Genomic DNA, 17,725 nt, shown 5'->3' with positions numbered 1-17,725 from the left:
GGTTATGGGCATGAGAAACGGGGAAGCTGGAACGGGTTGCGAATGCTGTTTGGCGCAAACTCCAGCGTGACCTGATGTCCGTCGACGTTGAAGGTAGCCTGACGGCTCAGGCTACCCGCGCCCGGGCTGGTGCTCGCTTTATCGAAGAAGCGGTTGAGCGCCCAGGCGCCGTTGGTGACCAGCGTCGCCGTGCTGCCGTTCGCCAGCCCCAGCTGCATGCGTACCTGGTTGGTGCCGCCCGGCCCCGGCCAGTTCATGATCTGCACGGCCTGCGGACCGTGGCTGTAGCGCAGCAGCTGGCCGTCAACGTCCAGGGTCAGGTTCAGAATGGTGTTATCCATTCGCACGGTGCGAACCGTCACCTTGAAGGACGGCGTCGTTGCGCCATTAGCAAAGAAGGCGTCGCGAATCGACTGGGCCTGCTGGAACGGTCTCAGCAGCCCTTCACTTCCCGGCAGCGTTTTCCCGTCGATGCCCGGCATAAAGCGCCAGTTGGCCTGCGTGGTGTCCACCTTATTGGTCAGATTGTCGCGGAAGAAAGCGTCCATCAGCCCGGTTCCCGGCGCAAACATGCGCGCGAGATCGTCAGGGGTGACCTCGGTGCCGGCGCTGCGTACCAGCGGGTAGCGACCGGCAATCGCCTGACGGCAGAAACCGCCCACTTCAACGTTAATTCGCTTACGTACGTTTTCCAGATCACGACGCTGGGTATCGCTGCTGGCACCCACCGCCATGTTGCTAAACATGGTTTGCAGCCCGCCCGGCAGACGACCGGCGCTGGCCTGCAGACGGCTGATCGCCTCGCCGCCCGGTGCCGGCATCCCGCTGTTGGCCGCGTCCTGAACGGCGGTCAGGTAGCGATAGAGTTCATCCACCTGCTTGAGAAAATCATCAAACACGATGGTCTTCCCCCCCTTCTCCAGCGGCTGCGCCAGCTCAATCATCGGCGCATAGTGGTCGGTGACCAGCTGTTCCGGCGCCTGGGTGACCACGGCGGCCTGGGTCGGCGCTGCGTCATTGTTGCTGAACAGGGCTTCCAGCGTACGGGTGGCGCGGTTGCTTTGATCCTGCGCTTTGCCTGTATCTTCTGGCGCTGGCGCATTGCGTGACAGCGTCAGGACCTGGCTCAGGTTCTGCACCAGACGGCGCAGCGGCGAATTGCCGCCGGAGAGCAGGCGCGCGGTGTTGATGCGCTGGGAAAGGTCGGCGCTGTTATTGAGCTGGATGTCGGCGAGGAAGCGATCCCAGTTGGCGATAAAGTCGCGCATGTAGAGCTGGCGCACGGCGTTATCGATCTGCTGTTTATCCTCCTGCGCCGTCGCGGCCCCCAGCACCCAGGCGTCATCCTCGTGCAGAGCGGTGGTCACGCTGTCAATCTGGCCGTTAAAGCTTTTCCAGTAGCCGTCCGGCGTATAAAGACCCGGTACGCCTTCGCTCACCGGCTTGCCGCTTTTGCGGGAAAATACCAGCTCGCTCTGCGGTCCGCCGAGGTCGGAAAGTGAGACCGGCTTCAGGTTGTCATCATGTTCCAGCAGGCGCTTGAGGCGACCGTAGACGCGGGTTGAAAGCGGCTGCTGGTTGATCATCGCTCTTTCGCGGGCAACCAGGGATTCGTCCTGCGCGTACGGCGAGGCCTGAATTTTCGGCTCCAGCAGCTGCGTCAGGTGCCATTCAAGCTGCTGCAGCTGCGCCTTCGTGACGTTCTGCGGCAGGTTACGCTGCAGGTTGAGCATCACCCATGAATGCAGGAATTTTCCATCATAGTGTTTCGGCTGATACAGCATCTGATAGGCTTTCAGCGCTTCATAGCTGTATTCCACATCGCTGCCGTTGTCGTTGCGAAGCCAGGTGGTGATGTGCATGGCGACGGCAGGCAGCAGCATCTGATCCAGCGCTTTCTGGTACAGAGACTGCGCGGCATCGCTGACGTCATCCCCGCGATAGAGCCCCATACGGCGGGATACGGGCGGATCGTTTACATCAAACGCGTCGCTTTTCGGCAGGTCAACCAGCCCATTCAGCAGCGGCAGCAGATCGAACAGATCGCGCTGCGGCTGGTTCTGTAACGCTTTGCTCTGCTGGTCGAGCAGCGGAACCTTCGCATCCACCTCTGCCAGATAGGTTTTGTTCTTGGCATAGCTGGTGAGCCACAGACCGCCGAGGATAACCAGCAGAGCCAGCAGCGCCGCGTAACCGGACCAGATCACCGCCCGGTTGCGCAGCTCCCACCAGCGGTTTTCACCTGCGATCCCGGCTTCCTGGAAGATGACATTTTGCAGCAGATTCTTAATGAAGAAACTCTGGCCTTTAGCACCCGGGATAGGCGCTTCTTTGCTGACCGAATCCCAGTTATCCGCCTCGCCCCCTTCCGGCAGCGACAGGGCGCGGTTCAGTTCGCCCATCACGCGGTCAAACGGCATGCCTTCCTGCGTCCCGCTGGCGAAGTAGATCCCGCGCGGAGAGAACTCGGTTTCGAAGTTGGAGCGGGCAAAGACCGTGCTCAGGTAGTCTGCCAGCAGCGGACGCAGCGCGGCGAACTCCTGCGGGAAGAGATACGCTTCTGCGCGGGTTTTCGCGTCATGCTCTTTGAGCATGGTTTCCGGCAGCCCGGCATCAAGGCGCTGCTGTAGCAGAGAAAACTCCTGCTGGAAGTTGCCCATCAGGTCGTAATCAGCGTGTTTGGTTTGCTCCCACGGCAGCGTAAAGCCCCAGATCTGGTCACGCTGGGCTTTATCGTAGTCGGCAAACCACGCGCGGAAGCCTTTAAGCAGGTCGGCCTTGGTCACCATCACGTACACCGGGAAGCGGATACCCAGCTGTTCATGCAGCTCGGACAGACGCTGGCGCAGGTTCACCGCCTGCTGGCGGGACGCCTCGGCGGACTGGGTGAGCAGGTCAGAAATGCTGATGGTGATGATGACGCCGTTGATCGGCTGGCGGCGGCGATACTTACGCAGTAACCCCATGAACTCCAGCCATTCGCCGGCGTCCTGCACCTGCTCGCTCTCCTGGGTGGTATAGCGGCCCGCCGTGTCCAGCAGCACCGCCTCATTGGTGAACCACCAGTCGCAGTTGCGCGTGCCGCCAATGCCCCGCAGCGCGGTCTTACCGAACCGATCGGCCAGCGGGAACTGCAGCCCGGAATTGACCAGCGCCGTGGTTTTACCGGAGCCCGGCGCGCCGATAATGACGTACCACGGCAGCTGATAGAGATATTGCGTGCTGAAGCGCTGCGTCCACTGGGCGCCCTGGCCCGCTTTGCTGAAGTGCGCTTTTTTCAGCATCTGCGCGGCTTCATCAAAACGGCTGGCGAGGATCTGCTCCTCGCTGTTCAGCCGCTTCTGCGGATCCGCCGCTTCCGGGCTGGCGGTATTCTCCTTGAGCTTGTCCATCAGCTTGCGGTTCAGCCAGGCGTTGTACAGGCGCGGCAGAATGTGGCCCTGCGCCCAGAGCAGATAGACCACGGCAATGCTGATAATACGGTTTTGCTCAGACTCAAGCGGTCGGGTGTCCACGATGGACAACAGGGGACCAATCATCCAGATCACCGCCGCCAGCGCCGTGACGCCGAGGAAGCTCCACAGAATGCGGTTGGTCAAAATGGAAAGAAGTGTAGTCAGCATTCCTTAGTTTCCTTGCGGCAATCCGTTCAGCTCAGCCTGAGTGTTTTCAGGCGACACCAGCAGAGTAATTTCCACACGGCGGTTACGGGCGCGATTTTCAGGCGTCGTGTTCGGCGCCACCGGGTTAATCTCGCCCCGCCCTTCCGCTTTCACGCGGCCAGGCTGAGAGAGGCTTCCCTGCAGCATTTTCTGTACCGAGCGGGCGCGTTCCAGAGAGAGTTCATAGTTAGAGGCAAAGCGCGCGCTGCGGATCGGTACGTTGTCGCTGTAGCCCACCACCAGAATTTTGCCGCTGACGTTATTCATCGCCTGCGCAATGCGGTGGATGACCGGTTCATAGCGGTCACGCACGACGGTAGAGGCAGAAGCAAACAGTCCGTCGCCCTTCAGGATAACGACGCTGCGATCCGCTTCGTCTTTCACCGCGACCAGGCCAGCCTCGATTTCAGGCTTCAGGAAGCCGCGCAGGTTCAGCACAGCCGGAAGCTGACGCGCTGGTTGCTGAATAGTGGTTTCCGGCAGCTGGGACTGATAAATCTTCGCCAGTACCGGGTTGGTGTTATCGCCAAGACGCCAGTTAAGCACGATATAAAACAGACAGGCGATAAACCCGGCCAGCGCCACGCAGGCCCACAGGGGAACCATCGGCCGCCAGAGCTTGCGCAGCACGGGACGATCTTCCGGATGAGGAGAAAGCGGCGGCGGATAGCTGCCGCGCACGCCGCGGATCATCTGCCACAGCCGCTGCTTGATGGTTTCAAGCTGGGTGCGGCCGTTATCCAGCACCCGATAGCGTCCTTCGAAGCCCAGCAGCAGGCAGTAGTTGATCATCTCCAGCAGCAGAATGTGCTCGCGCGGGTTTTGCGACAGGCGCGCCAGCAGCTGGAAGAACTTCTCGCCGCCCCAGGTTTCGTTATGGAACGTCACCAGCAGACCATTGCTTGACCAGACGCCGCTGCTGCCCCAGGGGGTGAGCGCGGCGGCCTCATCGAGCGCCGTACACAGGCAGTAACGAGCCCCGACGATCACTTCGTAGGGCAGCCCCGCCTGCTGGCAGCGGACTTCGAAACGGCGAATCTCATCAATCAGGCGCTGGCGTAACGCCACCTGATCGTCATGGGAGATCGAGTGACGGATCTGCGGAATCGCATTGAGCAGCGGATTGGCGGCCGCCACCAGCTGATTGTTGCTACTGGCTCCGGTAAAGGCGGCATCACTGCCGGTGTCCTGTCGTTCCTGCATATTAAGCGCTCGCTTTATTATTCTGTCGGGCTACGGATGGCCCAAAACTCCATATCCAGCCCCGGGAATTCCCCTGCAAGATGCAGGGCGAATGCACCGGACTTATCCATCTCGTGCCACAGCTCGCTGCCCTTCTCCAGTTCAAAGTAGCTATAGCCGGCATGCCACGGGATCTGCGGCGGCGCGACCGGCATGGCGCGCAGCATAATGCCCGGCAGCTGAAGCTGAACCAGATCGCGGATTTTCGAGACCGGCGCGACCTTCATCTGCGCCGGGAAATGGGTTTGCAGGTGTTCGCCTGGCACGTTGGCTTTAACCGCCAGCACGAAGCCGAACTCACGCACCATGCTGGTTTCAGGCACCGTGGCAATGTTCAGGCCGTGAGAGCGTTCGTTAAGCGGCAGCTGAATCGCGTGGTCCTCCATCACCAGCGACAGCCCCTGACGCAGCATCAGCATCAGCTTGCTGAAGCAGTTTGCCAGATCGTCATGATCGTAAATCGGCAGCACGCTTTCAGCGGTACGCTGGGACGTCCAGGTGGCAAGCTCGGTCGCAAACGGCAGCCAGCTGCGCCAGAGCGTTTCCGGATGCAGCAGCGGGAGGGTTTTTAAATGAGAAACCTCGCCCAGATGACGGTTAACCAGCGACAGCAGCGTGAACTCAATCAGCTCGGAGGTATTAAAGCGACCGGGCTGGCGCAAACGACCGCCAATTTGCTGGCTGCGCTGCACCAGCAGACCGTGCAGATCGTTGATCATGCTGTAGATCTGCGGGCTGTTGTTGGCGTTGAGCATCGGCGGGATGTAGCTGTTGTCGAGCCGCACGTGGTTGTCGTTACGCTTCTCGGTCACAAACGCCACGCCGATGGCGGTCCACTCTGCCGTGAGGTCTTTTTCCAGCATCAGGGTCAGACGCAGGCGACCAAACTGGACGGTGGCATCCCCGACCGACATGGCGTTATCGTCTTCCACCTCTTGCTCGAAAGCGATGAAGCGCGCCAGCGAGGCCGGTTCTTCGCTAAAAATCACCTCTTCTCTCTCGCCACGACGTACCGGCAGCGCAAGCACCACCTTTTCGTTAGTGAGATTGTCAGGAATTTTCAGCGGTGCAGGGCCGTTGCGCCCGTTACGTACCTGGAAAAAGGTGCCGTCCGGCAGCAAACCGCTGCAGTAGCTCAGGGCAATGCATCCCTGACGAAGCATCGCTTCATCCAGTTCAACGTCGAGAAAGCCCCAGAGATACGACCGCTGTAGTGCGCCCCATTCACGAACATGGTTGAGCAGATAGCTTTCAGTCCGCTGAAAATGGTGTGGACGCAGGAACATGCCTTCGGTCCAGACGACCTTTTCTGCTTTCGTCATGATGATGTGTTTCCTGTTTTGAAGCGCGTTACTGGCTGATGACACGAATGCCGTTCACGTCGAGAAAAACGTTGGCCTGAAGTTCATCTGCGGACCATTTCCAGAACTGGTAGATATGATTTTCGCCAGGCACAGGCAGAGGGAGTGAAACGCGCCATTTTTTGCCATCCAGCACCTGATACTCCGCCATCACGCCGATGTAGCGGGCCTCCGGAGAGCTTTGCCCGCTGAGGGTTTTGGACAGCTGTCCCGGCATCAGGAAGAACACGTCGCTGTTCAGCAGATTCGCACCAAGCGTGGCCGACGCGTTGTTCTGCAGGGAGTAGAAGTCGCTGGACATGAAATCCGCATCGGATTTCAGCAACAGCACCCGGACCTTAAGCGGCGCAGATTCATTGATTTGTGGATGAGCCTGAAACTGCAGATTGTAGCGGGAGGGGTCGCTGTGTGAAGACGACGTACAACCACTGACCAGGGCGAAAATCGCCGCGTAAAAGAATAACCACAGCTTATGAAAATTTTTATTATTCATAAAAATGCGCTCATGAAAGCCGTTTAGTTCAGGATCCAGGTACCGTTAGCGCTGTCTTTGCAGGCTTTGCTGTTGCCATCGACATCGACACAGGTCGCTTTTTTACGCACCTTTGGACGAATCGCCTGTTTACGCACGGCGGCGTCGTACTGGTCGGCCTTGATCACGGCGCGCATCGGGACGTAACCAATCAGCTGATCGTTGCCTTCGTCGGCAAGCGCCATCCAGTAGTGTTCAACCTGCCCCAGCACCACGTACGTTTTTCCGGTCTCGAGATTACGGATAACTTTGCCGCCGAAGTCAGGTCGGCTCATCAGGGAAGCCGGATACATGGCGCGATACGGCTCGTTGACCGGCGTGAACTCCGTCGGCGGCGTCACAGCGTGACGGTGGGTTAAGGTAACGCCGTTGACCTGGCTGGTCTCGATCGTATCGTCGTTGATCACAGGTTTTTGCGGCGCTTTACAGCCCGCCACCGCCATTACAAACAGAAGTGAAAACAGTACGCGCATTTTCATATGCTTTTCCGTAGCGATATTTCGATGATGGAGATAAGGGGATGAAGTTTGACTTAAGTGCTATTGTTAAAATAGCCAGAATATTTTCGGGGCGTTACTATGTTAAGGGCATAGCTACCGCACGAGCCCTTCAGAATAAGGCCCAGCATCTTCCTGACATATTTTGACAAACGGTAAGCAAGTTTACATGAGCTTCGCATCAATTCAATATTTACCGCCGCGTAACTGTTGGTAAATGAAGCAGTCGGAAAATTATAGGATTAATCCTATGAAAAAAAACGATTTGCCCCACCCTTTCTTATTTCCTCACTGTAAAACCACATAACATGATGTTTTATCTATTAAAAACACAAAAGAGAACCACTTTCATTAACGCAATAACGCTATTATCGCCACTACCATAATTAGTAGAATTCGCGTTTTTTTGATGTCAAAGGAATATATCTCCGATGAATTATTTGTTGCACTAACAAAGTATCTTTAATATTGAACACGCTTCATCGCTTGGGTGATAATATTTCACTTAATGCAGCCCGACGTTAATTTCATGCCGCAAAAAAACTGTATATTTTATGTCGTGATAATTCCACAGTAAGGTATACCTTATATCTATTATTCATTAAGCCTGAGTAAACCTTCCTGTCATTTCCTCAAACCCAAAATGCCTCCAGCAGCCCGCCAGACGTGAATCGTGGCGATATCTCCAGCGCATCAGCTTCATTCGAAGTTTTACTGGTACTACATCCTTCCTTGCTCACCGCCATCTATCTCGCCTACCGACCGATAGATAAGATTTATTATTAAAATGATAAAATTTCGTTATAATTTCTTTAAATATTTAAACATCAATCCCCATAAGTCGCTGTAATAAAGAGAATTTAAGATAAAGCACCTTCCCGCACCGCATGCGCGTAGCCATACGGTCGTCATTGCTTTTGCTTATTGTCCTGTGCAGCGCTTTTATGGGTTCAGATGTTGTTGACCGAACAAATCAGGAGTGGGTATGAACAAGAAAAGACGCTCGGTGCCAGGCATCAGACACTATGACGGCCCTGCCGGCGGCTGGGGGGCACTAAAAGCGACGGCCATCGCGGTACGTACCCAAATGGATACCCTTGACGCTCCCGCGACGCTGCTGCGCACCAACCAGCCTGACGGCTTCGACTGCCCGGGCTGCGCGTGGCCTGATAAAGAACACAAATCGACGTTCCAGTTCTGCGAGAACGGCGCCAAAGCGGTGACCTGGGAAGCGACCAGCAAACGCGTCACCCCCGCGTTTCTGGCTGAAAACAGCGTCTCCTCGCTGCTGGCAAAATCGGACTTTGAGCTGGAAGGCTACGGTCGACTCACGCACCCACTGCGCTATGATCGGGCGAGCGACACCTTCCGCCCCGTCGACTGGGACGAGGCGTTTCAACGCATCGGCGAAGTATTGCGCGGGCTCGAGCCGGATCAGGTCGAGTTCTATACCTCAGGACGCGCCTCTAACGAAGCGGCGTATCTTTTCCAGCTGTTTGCTCGCGAATACGGCACCAACAACTTCCCCGACTGCTCGAATATGTGTCACGAGGCCACCAGCGTCGGTTTACCGCGTTCAATTGGCATCGGAAAAGGCACCGTTTCGCTGGACGACTTCGATAAGACCGAGCTGGTGATCTCAATTGGTCACAACCCCGGCACCAACCATCCGCGAATGATGGGGACCCTCCACGAGCTGGCCCGCCGGAACGTGCCGATTATCGTCTTTAACCCGCTGCGCGAACGTGCCCTGGAACGTTTCGCCGACCCGCAAAGCGTGATTGAAATGGCAACCTACAGCTCCACGGATATCGCTTCGACCTATTTCCAGGTGAAGGCCGGGGGCGATGCCGCCGCGCTGAAAGGCATTGCCAAACACCTGCTGGAAATGGAGGCCGAACGCGGTGACGTGCTGGACCACGCATTTATTGCCGAACACACCCAGGGCATTGAGGCGTTCACCGCCGATATCGCGCAAACCCGCTGGGACGACATCGAACGCGAGTCGGGTCTGAGCCTGGCGGCGCTCAAAAAGGTCGCCGAAGCCTATGCAAAATCGAAGGCCACCATCATTACCTACGGGATGGGGATTACGCAGCACAATAAAGGGACGGCCAACGTCCGCCTGATTGCCGACGTGCTGCTGCTGCGGGGGAATATCGGCAAGCCCGGCGCGGGAATATGCCCGCTGCGCGGCCACTCAAACGTGCAGGGGAACCGTACCGTCGGGATTAGCGAGAAACCCACGCCGGCATTCCTTAATCGCCTGACGGACGTGTTCGGCTTTGAGCCACCGTCGCACCACGGACACGACGCGGTGCAGGCCACGCAGGCGATGATCGACGGCCGCGCGAAAGCGCTCATCTGCCTCGGCGGCAATTTTGCCGTCGCGATGCCCGATCACGAGCGGGGTTTTCCGGCGATGGGTAACCTGGATTTGAGCGTGCACGTCGGCACCAAGCTCAACCGTACCCATCTGCTGGTGGGCAAAGAAACCTTTATTTTCCCGTGTCTTGGCCGTACCGAGCTGGATGTTCAGGCCACCGGCCGCCAGTCCATTACCGTCGAAGACTCCATGTCGATGGTGCATGCTTCATCCGGCAAGCTGAAGCCTGCATCGCCGTTGCTTCGGTCAGAACCCGCTATCGTCGCGGGCATGGCGAAAGCCACCCTGCCGGATACCCGCGTGGACTGGCTGACGCTGGTTGAGGATTACGACCGCATCCGCGAACTGATCGAGCAGACCATTCCGGGGTTTGAGAACTATAACGCGCGGATCCGCGTTCCCGGTGGTTTCCGTATGCCGCTGCCACCGACGCAACGTATCTGGCCAACGGTGACGGGAAAAGCGATGTTCTCGGTGTTCGACGGGGTTCACGAGAACGCCAGCGGTGAAGGTGAGCATGTTCTGCGCCTGATCACGCTGCGCAGCCACGACCAGTACAACACCACCATTTACGCCCTGGACGACCGCTACCGTGGCGTATTTGGCCGTCGCGACGTGCTGTTTATGAACGAAGACGATATGGCGCAGTCAGGGCTGGAACACGGCGACCGCGTGGATATCGAAACCGCCCTGCCCGGCAGCGTTCAGCGTCTGAAAGACATTACCGTGGTGGCGTACAACATCGCGCCGGGGACCGTCGGCGCCTATTATCCGGAAGCCAACGTGCTGGTACCGCTTGATTATCTGGATAAGGACAGCGGTACGCCGTCGTATAAATCCGTTCCAGTTCGCATCACCCTGCGCTCAAAAGAGATCCGCATGCTGTAAGGCTGTTCGCGCAGAGAAAAAGATGGATATTAAACAGTTAAAATATTTAATCGCGCTCGACGAGACCCGCCATTTTGGCAAGGCTGCCTCGCAGTGCAACATTACCCAGCCGACCCTCTCCATGCGCATCCGCAGCCTGGAGGAGGAGCTCGGGCTGGTATTGATTGTGCGCGGGCAGCGCTTTGAAGGGTTTACGCCGGAGGGTGAACGCATCCTCGCGTGGGCCCGCTCGCTGCTGGCCGCACATGACGGGCTACAGGCGGAAGCCGCGCTGTGCAAAGGCCAGGTGGTGGGCGAACTCCGTCTGGGGATGGTGCCGCTGGCGAGCGTGGATCCGATGATTTTTATTCGCCATTTGACGCAAAAATACCCGGAGCTGACCTACAGCCTCTATTCTATGTCCTCCGCGCAGATTGCCGACGGCGTCAGCCGCAATCAGCTTGAGCTGGGAATTTGCTACCTCAACAGCATTGACACCAGCCAGTTCGATATTATCCAGCTTCCCAAAACGAAGATGGGCCTGCTGCACGACGTCCGTCATTTCCAGCTCGGCCAGGAGACATTGACCTGGCGCGATCTGACGGATTTTCCGCTGGGGTTCCTGACCAAAGGGATGCACTACCGGGCGCATATGGAGGCCGGCTTTAAGTCTGTCGGCATTGAACCGACGGCCGTTTTCGAGAGCGACTCCACGTTCCAGATCATTCAGGCGGTGCAGAGCGGCGTATGCTGCGCCGTCATGCCGCTGAACAACGGGCTGGAAGCACTGAACAGCAATTTCAGGATTGTCCCCATCGCTGACGCGAACATTCAGGCCCCTGTCGGCCTGATTATGCGCAGGCAAAAGCCAATCTCCTCGCTGGCGCTGCGCTGTTTTACCGACGCGCAGGAGATTTATCACGCCAACAATGAGGCGTAGGCCTCGCGCGTCACCACGCTAAAACCGCCGATCAGCACTGCGTCACAAATCGCCCGATGTTCCGGTGAACTGACCAGCGCATGGAGCGCATCGCGAATGGCGTTAAGCGTTTCAGGTGAGGTGTTATGCGAAGCGATCAGCGGCAGTCCCGGCGTCAGCGGGGTATGGTCAATGATCGCCAGCCCCGCAAGCCGTTCCGGCTCATGGCGCTGCAGCAGTGCCCAGGTTACGCAGTCGATGGCCGCGATATCCCCTGCCCCGCGTTTCACATCAATCAGCGACTGGCGATGGCTGCCGCTAAAGGACGTTTGCGCGAAAAATGGACCGCCACTCAACAGGGGAGCCACTTTTTTTCGCAGCGCATTATAGCCAGACTGAGAATCCGCAGAGTTACAGACCGCCCGTCGTCCGCGAAACTCCGCCAGCGTCAGGTGCCGATCCTCCTCGCGCACCACCAGAAAGCTGCGGTACTGGATCCCTTCGCAGCCCGGTGCCGTGTAGTGAAAACAGCCGACCACCTGCACGTCCGGGAGCTGCGTGACCAGCGGGTAACCGCAGGTCTGGCTAAGGATAAGCCCGGGCTGTTGCCAGTGCGTGAGCAGATCGGACTCCGGACAGTCGGGGACATCATCGACGGGCACACCGCGTGCAGCCAGCAATCCCTTAACCGCCAGCCAGAGCGCGCGCGTGTCGGCGCGATCCACCGCATACATGGGAAACGCCAGCAGGTTACTCATACCCTTCTCCCTGTTGTTTTCCGGGGTGAACGGTGACGTCGACGGGTCTGAACCAGAACCGGCGCAGCCATTCACCGTAGCCCCTGACGAGAAAACCGCGGTTTCGCTGCTGGTACGCCTCCCGATTTTGCTGGTAGATCGTCTTCAGCCCGTACCAGGGAACGCCCGGCAGATCGTGATGTACTGAATGGTAGTTGAGATTCAAAAACAGCACCCGCCAGAACAGCCCGGCCTCGTTAATGACGGAGCGCGCCAGCGGATCGTCCGCCGCACGATGTTCGAAAAACGATCGCACCTTGGTCAGCGCGAGCGCGGGATAACTGACCGCAAGCACGAACCAGACGGGTGAAAAACCGATATGCGTCATCCACGCGAAGAGTACCGCCAGCAGCGTAATGTGAACCAGCCACATCGTCATCGCCCTCAGGTGAAGATGACGAAACGCCGCCGCGGCACTGCCCAGCGTCTGGACGATATCCAGCAGCGGCGCCAGCAGAAGCCGACCGGCAAAGGTATTTCGGGCCCGGATCAGGCGCTTCTGCCTGGGAGAAAAGCGCCCCCAACTCTCGTCGGTAAAATAGTACGACTCCGGGTCATCCACCGGATGGGTCAGGCTATGGTGCCGATGATGGGCAAGATGGGAGTCCCGGTACAGGCCGTACGGATACCAGACCGCCAGCGGGAGCGTGCCAAACAGCTGGTTAAGCCAGGCAAAACGCGTGGGGTGTCCGTGGATCAGCTCATGCTGCAGGGACATGTACCAGGCGCTAAACCAGACGAGCAGCAGCGTGGCGGGCAGCAGGCCGAGCGTTTGCCAGAACGTCAGCGTGCCAAACCAGCCTGCATAAACAGTGATAATCAAAAGCCAGGTGGGCAGTTCGCTTCGCCATATAAAACCCGATGCGAGATGGCGGATTTGTTCGTGTTGTTGCGGATGTAAATAGAGGGAGCTTCGTTGACTCATTCCTTCGGACGCCGTTTCGCCAGAGACAGTGCCCTGACGATCGGGGATAACGCCGGAAATAACAAAGAACTTAAATCGATTTGCTTTGCCAGAAACGTGGGGCGCACGCGTTGCTTGACTTATTCTGTGATAAAGGTACTTTTCAGGACATGAAGAAGATCCTGATTATCGTTCCCGACGGCGGCATGCTGTTTGAAGCCGCCGGCATCGCCGACATTCTGATGCAGGCCAACCGGCTGCACCCGGAAGGGCTTGCGCAGCCCCGCTACCGGATTATCATCGCCACCACGCAGCCTCACCAGGTGATCCACGGCCAGTCCGGCCTGAACCTGCTGGCGGACTATCGTCTGCCTGAGCTGGATCCGCGTGAACCGCTGGACACCATTATCATCACCGGACGCGGTATGAACGAGCAGGAGAGCATAGCCGTAGTCGACTGGCTGCACCTCGCTGCGCCGCATGCCCGGCGGGTAGCCTCTATCTGCGGCGGCGCGATGCTGCTGGCCCAGACCGGCTTGCTGGACGGTCGTCGCGCCACCACCCACTGGCGGCTGCTGGAGACGATGCAAACCCAGTATCCGGCTATCCACGTCGAAAGCGGTCCGCTGTATATTCAGGACGGTCCCATCTGGACCTCCGGCGGCGTAAGCTCCGGGTTCGATCTGACCCTGGCGCTGGTGGAGGACGACTACGGATTTACCCTCGCCCGCGACGTGGCGCAGGATATGGTGATGTATCTGCGTCGTCCCGGCGGCCAGCTGCAGTTCAGTCGTTACAGCCTGCAGCCGCCTGGCGCGTCGGGCCCGATAAGCGAACTGCAAGCCTGGATCCTGCAGAACCTCACCGCCGATCTGTGCGTGGAAAATCTGGCCGAGAAAGCGGCGATGAGCCCGCGTAACTTCACCCGCGTGTTTACCCGCGAGGCAGGGGTCTCTCCGGCCCGCTACGTGACCGAAGCGCGTCTGGCCGCCGCCCGCCAGCTGCTTGAGCAGACCCATGACTCCCTGGAGCGCGTTGCTGAGCAAAGCGGGTTTGGCACCAGCATTAATTTGCGCCGCATCTTTGAGAAACAGCTTCACCTTACCCCCGGCGAGTACCGCCAGCGATTCCATTGCCGCAAGATGGCGTAATCTGATCCTTTTTTGTCGTTTACGCCAACCGGCCCGACGCCTACAGTGACTCCAGACAACAGAGATAAGGAGTGCACCATGGTTAAGGTCGGTATTAACGGTTTCGGCCGTATCGGACGTAATTTCCTGCGCGCGGCGCTGGGTAACCCGGATCTGCAGATTGTGGCCATTAACGATCTGACGGACAGTAAAACCCTCGCCCACCTGCTGAAACATGATTCCCTTCTGGGCAAGCTGCCCGCACCCGTTGAAGCGGCTGACGGCGCGCTGCAGGTAGACGGGCAGCGGATCACGGTGTTTAGCGAACGCGATCCGGCGAATATTCCGTGGCGTGATGTCGGCGCCGACGTGGTGATTGAGGCCACGGGCTTCTTTACCGAGCGGGAGAAAGCGGCGGTACATATCACCCACGGTGGCGCTAAGCGCGTCATCATTTCCGCCCCCGGGAAGAACGACGACCTGACGATTGTGATGGGCGTTAACCATGACCAGTACGATCCCGCCCTGCACGCGGTAGTAAGCAACGGGAGTTGCACCACCAACGGTCTGGCACCGGCCGCTCAGGTGCTGCACCAGCAGTTCGGGATTGAGCATGGCCTGATGAACACGACGCACGCCTACACCAACAGTCAGGCGCTGCACGATCAGCCGGAGAAAGATCTGCGCGGCGCACGCGCGGCGGCGCTGTCGATTGTGCCCTACTCCAGCGGCGCAGCGAAAGCGCTGGGGAAAGTCATCCCCTCCCTGGACGGCAAGCTGACCGGGTATTCCCTGCGCGTGCCGGTGCCGGTGGTGTCGATTGTGGATTTAACCGTGACGCTGAGCCGCAACGTGACCGCCGAAGAGGTGAATAACGCGTTCCGCAACGCGGCCGCCAGCGGGACCCTGAAAGGCATTCTGGGGTATAGCGATGAGCCGCTGGTCTCCAGCGATTACCAGGGCGACCCGCGATCGTCGATTATCGACGGGCTTTCCACGCTGGTCATCGGCGGGAACATGGTGAAGATCCTGGCGTGGTATGACAATGAGTGGGGCTTCTCCAACCGCCTGGTGGATCTGGCGGTGCTGATGGATAAGAAAGGGCTGTAAGCCTGAGGCCGGGTGGCGCTAACGCTCACCCGGCAAAAAATCATTCCGCTTTCACTTTCACACCCATAAACACAATCACCATCGCCATCACCAGCAGGAAACCGCTTCCCGCGAATACGCCGCTGGCGCCGTTGAGGTCAAATACTGCCCCGCCTCCGGCCGCACCGGCGCTTATCGCCAGCTGGATTGAGGCCACCAGCAGCCCCCCCGCACTTTCGGCTTCATCCGGGACAGTGGTAGCAAGCCAGGTTGACCAGCCCACCGGAACCAGGCCAAATGCAAAGCCCCACAGCGCGACCAGCAGCCCGTCCAGCATGGCCAGATGACCAAAGGCGACCATCATGAGCGCGAGTACGCCCATCGCAAACGGCACCAGCGCCAGCGTCAGGCGCAGATTGCGTGCCAGCAGATGCCCGGCAACGGAGGTGCCCACAAAGTTGGCAATACCAAAGCCCAGCAGGATCAGTGAAATGGTCTCCACGCTCGCCTGGCCCACCGTCTCCAGGAACGGACGCAGATAGGTAAAGAAGGCGAAATGGCCGCTGAAGATCAGAATAGTTGCCAGCATGCCCCCGATCATCCCCGGACGACGCAGCACGCGGAACAGCGTACTCAGGCTGCCGCTGCTCTCCGGCTTCATGGACGGCAGGACCCAGAGCTGCCACAGCAGCGCCAGCATGCTTGGCAGAATGCAGAGGATAAAGACGTTGCGCCAGCCGATCAGGCTGCCCAGATAGCTGCCGAGCGGCGCCGCGACTACCGTGGCAATCGATACGCTGGAGAAGATCACCGCCAGTGCTTTCGGCACTTTATCCGCCGGAACCAGACGCATCGTCGTGGCCGTCGACATCGCCCAGAATCCCCCGATGGCTATCCCCAGAAGCAGGCGCCCCATCAGCAGGACGTGCAGATTGGGCGCAAAGGCCACCAGCAGGCTGGAGATAATTTGCAGCACCGAGAAAAACATCAGCACCCAGCGACGGTCGATACTTTTGGTTGCCGGGGTGATCAGCAGCCCGGTCACCAGCGCCACCAGCGCGGTGGCGGTGACGGCCTGTCCGGCCATCCCCTCGGTCACGCCCAGGCTCGCGGCCATTGGCGTTAACAAACTGGCCGGCAGAAATTCTGCCGTAATCAAACCAAATACCCCAAGCCCCAGTGAATAAACGGCCCGCCAGGCGGGTTTTGCAGGCGCTACCGCCTCGCTCGCCGCGACACATGAACTCATCTGTTGATCTCCCGTTATAAAAATGTGACTACAGTCGCAAAAGAATAGAAGGTTCACCCTGGACGATCTATGACATATAATCTCCACTTATTGATTATTCGTCCGGAGTTGCGCCATGACCGTACAGTCACCCGATCTGATCAGCGAACTTTTACGCGGCATGCGCCTGTCAGGCGTGAAATACCGGCGCATTGAAGCCAGTGCGCCATTTGGCGTCGCGTTTCATCAGGCTCCCGGCCGGGCGCAGTTTCATTTTGTGAGCCACGGTAGCGCCCTGTTGCGCATGGAGAGCGGAGCAACGTTCGAACTGAGCGGTGGCGACGCCCTCTTTATTCCCGGCGGGAATTCCCATGCCCTGCTCTCTGACGAGCAGGCCCCTCTTACCCCTGTCAACGCCTTTCCGAGCGAGCCTATCTGCAGCTCGGTCTGCGCCATCACCTGCGAGCCCTGCCCGGAGAGCGAGAACACCCTCATCTTTAGCGGGTGCATGGATTTTGAGCTGGGCGGAATGCAGCCGCTGATCAAGGCAATGCCGGAAGTGATGATGGTCAGCCGGTTAATGTCCACCTGGCCGGAGATCCACCCGCTGCTGGCGGCGATGGAGCGGGAGTCCGTGGCGCGTCAGGCCGGGTTTGCCGGGATCCTTGCGCGACTGGCCGACGTGGTCGCGGCGTTAATTGTGCGCGGCTGGGTTGAAGGCGGCTGTGGTAAAGCCACCGGCTGGGTGCAGGTTTTGCGCGACCCGCGCCTGAGCCGCGCCATTTACGCCATGCACCAGCAGCCGGGCCTGAACTGGAGCGTGGCGGATCTGGCAAAAGAAGCGGGCACGTCCCGCTCCGTGTTCGCCGAACGGTTTCTGGCCGCGACGGGAACCACTCCGGCAAAATATCTCAGCGAGCTGAGGATGCGCCTGGCCATTCAGTACATTCGCCATGAAAATCAGCCGATAGAAACCGTCGCGCTGCGGCTGGGGTACGGCTCTCTGGCGGCATTTAGCCGGGCATTTAAGCGCATTATTGGACATGCGCCGGGCACGCTGCGGGAAGCCAGCCAGACGCCGGAAGAGGTCTGACTGGCCAGCAATATTTAA

The 17,725-nt window shown here is 58.7% G+C and carries 13 protein-coding genes; 5 read left to right on the top strand and 8 right to left on the bottom strand.

The window, feature by feature from the left end; translation table 11 throughout:
• Positions 1–2 precede the first annotated feature (2 nt).
• Genes tssM through ACDO57_RS03645 form a run of 5 tightly spaced genes read right to left on the bottom strand, consistent with a single transcriptional unit; the run spans position 3 to position 7,276 of the window.
• On the bottom strand, positions 3–3,623 hold the full coding sequence (gene tssM / locus ACDO57_RS03665) for a type VI secretion system membrane subunit TssM (protein ID WP_370883529.1): 3,621 nt from the start codon (positions 3,621–3,623) through the stop codon (positions 3–5).
• A 3-nt stretch (positions 3,624–3,626) separates the two neighbouring features.
• Positions 3,627–4,865 carry a DotU family type VI secretion system protein gene (locus tag ACDO57_RS03660; protein ID WP_024909830.1) on the bottom strand — a complete coding sequence of 413 codons (1,239 nt, stop codon included), beginning with the start codon at positions 4,863–4,865 and terminating at the stop codon, positions 3,627–3,629.
• A gap of 17 nt (positions 4,866–4,882) precedes the next feature.
• Positions 4,883–6,226, bottom strand: a complete 1,344-nt coding sequence (gene tssK, locus ACDO57_RS03655; protein WP_024909829.1) for a type VI secretion system baseplate subunit TssK — start codon at positions 6,224–6,226, stop codon at positions 4,883–4,885.
• A 28-nt stretch (positions 6,227–6,254) separates the two neighbouring features.
• Positions 6,255–6,758 (bottom strand): type VI secretion system lipoprotein TssJ, encoded by a 504-nt coding sequence (tssJ, locus tag ACDO57_RS03650; RefSeq protein ID WP_024909828.1) that lies wholly within the window; start codon positions 6,756–6,758, stop codon positions 6,255–6,257.
• Between the two features lie 23 nt (positions 6,759–6,781).
• Positions 6,782–7,276, bottom strand: coding sequence for a hypothetical protein (locus ACDO57_RS03645; RefSeq protein ID WP_024909827.1), 495 nt, complete (start codon positions 7,274–7,276; stop codon positions 6,782–6,784).
• Between the two features lie 1,003 nt (positions 7,277–8,279).
• Between ACDO57_RS03645 and ACDO57_RS03640 the strand changes: the two genes are divergently transcribed.
• Together ACDO57_RS03640 and ACDO57_RS03635 are read left to right on the top strand one after the other, a co-directional pair.
• Complete coding sequence (locus ACDO57_RS03640; RefSeq protein ID WP_370883528.1) at positions 8,280–10,568, top strand: FdhF/YdeP family oxidoreductase; 2,289 nt, start codon at positions 8,280–8,282, stop codon at positions 10,566–10,568.
• A 22-nt stretch (positions 10,569–10,590) separates the two neighbouring features.
• Positions 10,591–11,487 (top strand): LysR family transcriptional regulator, encoded by an 897-nt coding sequence (locus tag ACDO57_RS03635; protein WP_370883527.1) that lies wholly within the window; start codon positions 10,591–10,593, stop codon positions 11,485–11,487.
• Here the strand turns inward: ACDO57_RS03635 and ACDO57_RS03630 are convergent.
• Both ACDO57_RS03630 and ACDO57_RS03625 read right to left on the bottom strand, forming a co-directional pair.
• Positions 11,466–12,224: a phosphate/phosphite/phosphonate ABC transporter substrate-binding protein gene (locus tag ACDO57_RS03630; protein WP_370883526.1), complete on the bottom strand. Its 759-nt coding sequence runs from the start codon at positions 12,222–12,224 to the stop codon at positions 11,466–11,468. The two genes, ACDO57_RS03635 and ACDO57_RS03630, sit on opposite strands and share 22 nt — an antisense overlap.
• On the bottom strand, positions 12,217–13,188 hold the full coding sequence (locus ACDO57_RS03625) for a fatty acid desaturase (RefSeq protein ID WP_370883525.1): 972 nt from the start codon (positions 13,186–13,188) through the stop codon (positions 12,217–12,219). The genes ACDO57_RS03630 and ACDO57_RS03625 overlap by 8 nt, the downstream gene beginning before the upstream one ends.
• A gap of 149 nt (positions 13,189–13,337) precedes the next feature.
• Here ACDO57_RS03625 and ACDO57_RS03620 point away from each other — a divergent pair, with 149 nt between their 5' ends.
• Both ACDO57_RS03620 and gap read left to right on the top strand, forming a co-directional pair.
• On the top strand, positions 13,338–14,318 hold the full coding sequence (locus ACDO57_RS03620) for a GlxA family transcriptional regulator (RefSeq protein ID WP_370883524.1): 981 nt from the start codon (positions 13,338–13,340) through the stop codon (positions 14,316–14,318).
• A 78-nt stretch (positions 14,319–14,396) separates the two neighbouring features.
• Positions 14,397–15,407: a type I glyceraldehyde-3-phosphate dehydrogenase gene (gap, locus tag ACDO57_RS03615; RefSeq protein WP_061714899.1), complete on the top strand. Its 1,011-nt coding sequence runs from the start codon at positions 14,397–14,399 to the stop codon at positions 15,405–15,407.
• 40 nt (positions 15,408–15,447) lie between these two features.
• Here gap and ACDO57_RS03610 read toward each other — a convergent pair whose 3' ends face one another.
• The gene (locus tag ACDO57_RS03610; protein ID WP_032647709.1) at positions 15,448–16,635 is read right to left on the bottom strand and encodes an MFS transporter; all 1,188 of its coding nucleotides are present in this window, start codon (positions 16,633–16,635) and stop codon (positions 15,448–15,450) included.
• Positions 16,636–16,750: 115 nt separating this feature from the next.
• On the opposite strand from ACDO57_RS03610, the gene ACDO57_RS03605 reads away from it, so the two are divergent.
• Positions 16,751–17,707, top strand: coding sequence for an AraC family transcriptional regulator (locus ACDO57_RS03605; RefSeq protein WP_024909819.1), 957 nt, complete (start codon positions 16,751–16,753; stop codon positions 17,705–17,707).
• The last annotated feature ends 18 nt before the right edge of the window (positions 17,708–17,725 follow it).

The organism is Enterobacter cloacae complex sp. 2015409, from assembly GCF_041365315.1.
In the GTDB taxonomy this organism is placed as follows: Bacteria; Pseudomonadota; Gammaproteobacteria; order Enterobacterales; family Enterobacteriaceae; genus Enterobacter; species Enterobacter pseudoroggenkampii.
This window is presented reverse-complemented; position numbering and strand designations above follow the sequence as displayed.

Bases quoted from the DNA above. Each gene is read 5' to 3' on its own strand.
- tssM (WP_370883529.1), bottom strand. From the start codon at position 3,623: ATGCTGACTACACTTCTTTCCATTTTGACCAACCGCATTCTGTGGAGC.
- ACDO57_RS03660 (WP_024909830.1), bottom strand. From the start codon at position 4,865: ATGCAGGAACGACAGGACACCGGCAGTGATGCCGCCTTTACCGGAGCC.
- tssK (WP_024909829.1), bottom strand. From the start codon at position 6,226: ATGACGAAAGCAGAAAAGGTCGTCTGGACCGAAGGCATGTTCCTGCGT.
- tssJ (WP_024909828.1), bottom strand. From the start codon at position 6,758: ATGAATAATAAAAATTTTCATAAGCTGTGGTTATTCTTTTACGCGGCG.
- ACDO57_RS03645 (WP_024909827.1), bottom strand. From the start codon at position 7,276: ATGAAAATGCGCGTACTGTTTTCACTTCTGTTTGTAATGGCGGTGGCG.
- ACDO57_RS03640 (WP_370883528.1), top strand. From the start codon at position 8,280: ATGAACAAGAAAAGACGCTCGGTGCCAGGCATCAGACACTATGACGGC.
- ACDO57_RS03635 (WP_370883527.1), top strand. From the start codon at position 10,591: ATGGATATTAAACAGTTAAAATATTTAATCGCGCTCGACGAGACCCGC.
- ACDO57_RS03630 (WP_370883526.1), bottom strand. From the start codon at position 12,224: ATGAGTAACCTGCTGGCGTTTCCCATGTATGCGGTGGATCGCGCCGAC.
- ACDO57_RS03625 (WP_370883525.1), bottom strand. From the start codon at position 13,188: ATGAGTCAACGAAGCTCCCTCTATTTACATCCGCAACAACACGAACAA.
- ACDO57_RS03620 (WP_370883524.1), top strand. From the start codon at position 13,338: ATGAAGAAGATCCTGATTATCGTTCCCGACGGCGGCATGCTGTTTGAA.
- gap (WP_061714899.1), top strand. From the start codon at position 14,397: ATGGTTAAGGTCGGTATTAACGGTTTCGGCCGTATCGGACGTAATTTC.
- ACDO57_RS03610 (WP_032647709.1), bottom strand. From the start codon at position 16,635: ATGAGTTCATGTGTCGCGGCGAGCGAGGCGGTAGCGCCTGCAAAACCC.
- ACDO57_RS03605 (WP_024909819.1), top strand. From the start codon at position 16,751: ATGACCGTACAGTCACCCGATCTGATCAGCGAACTTTTACGCGGCATG.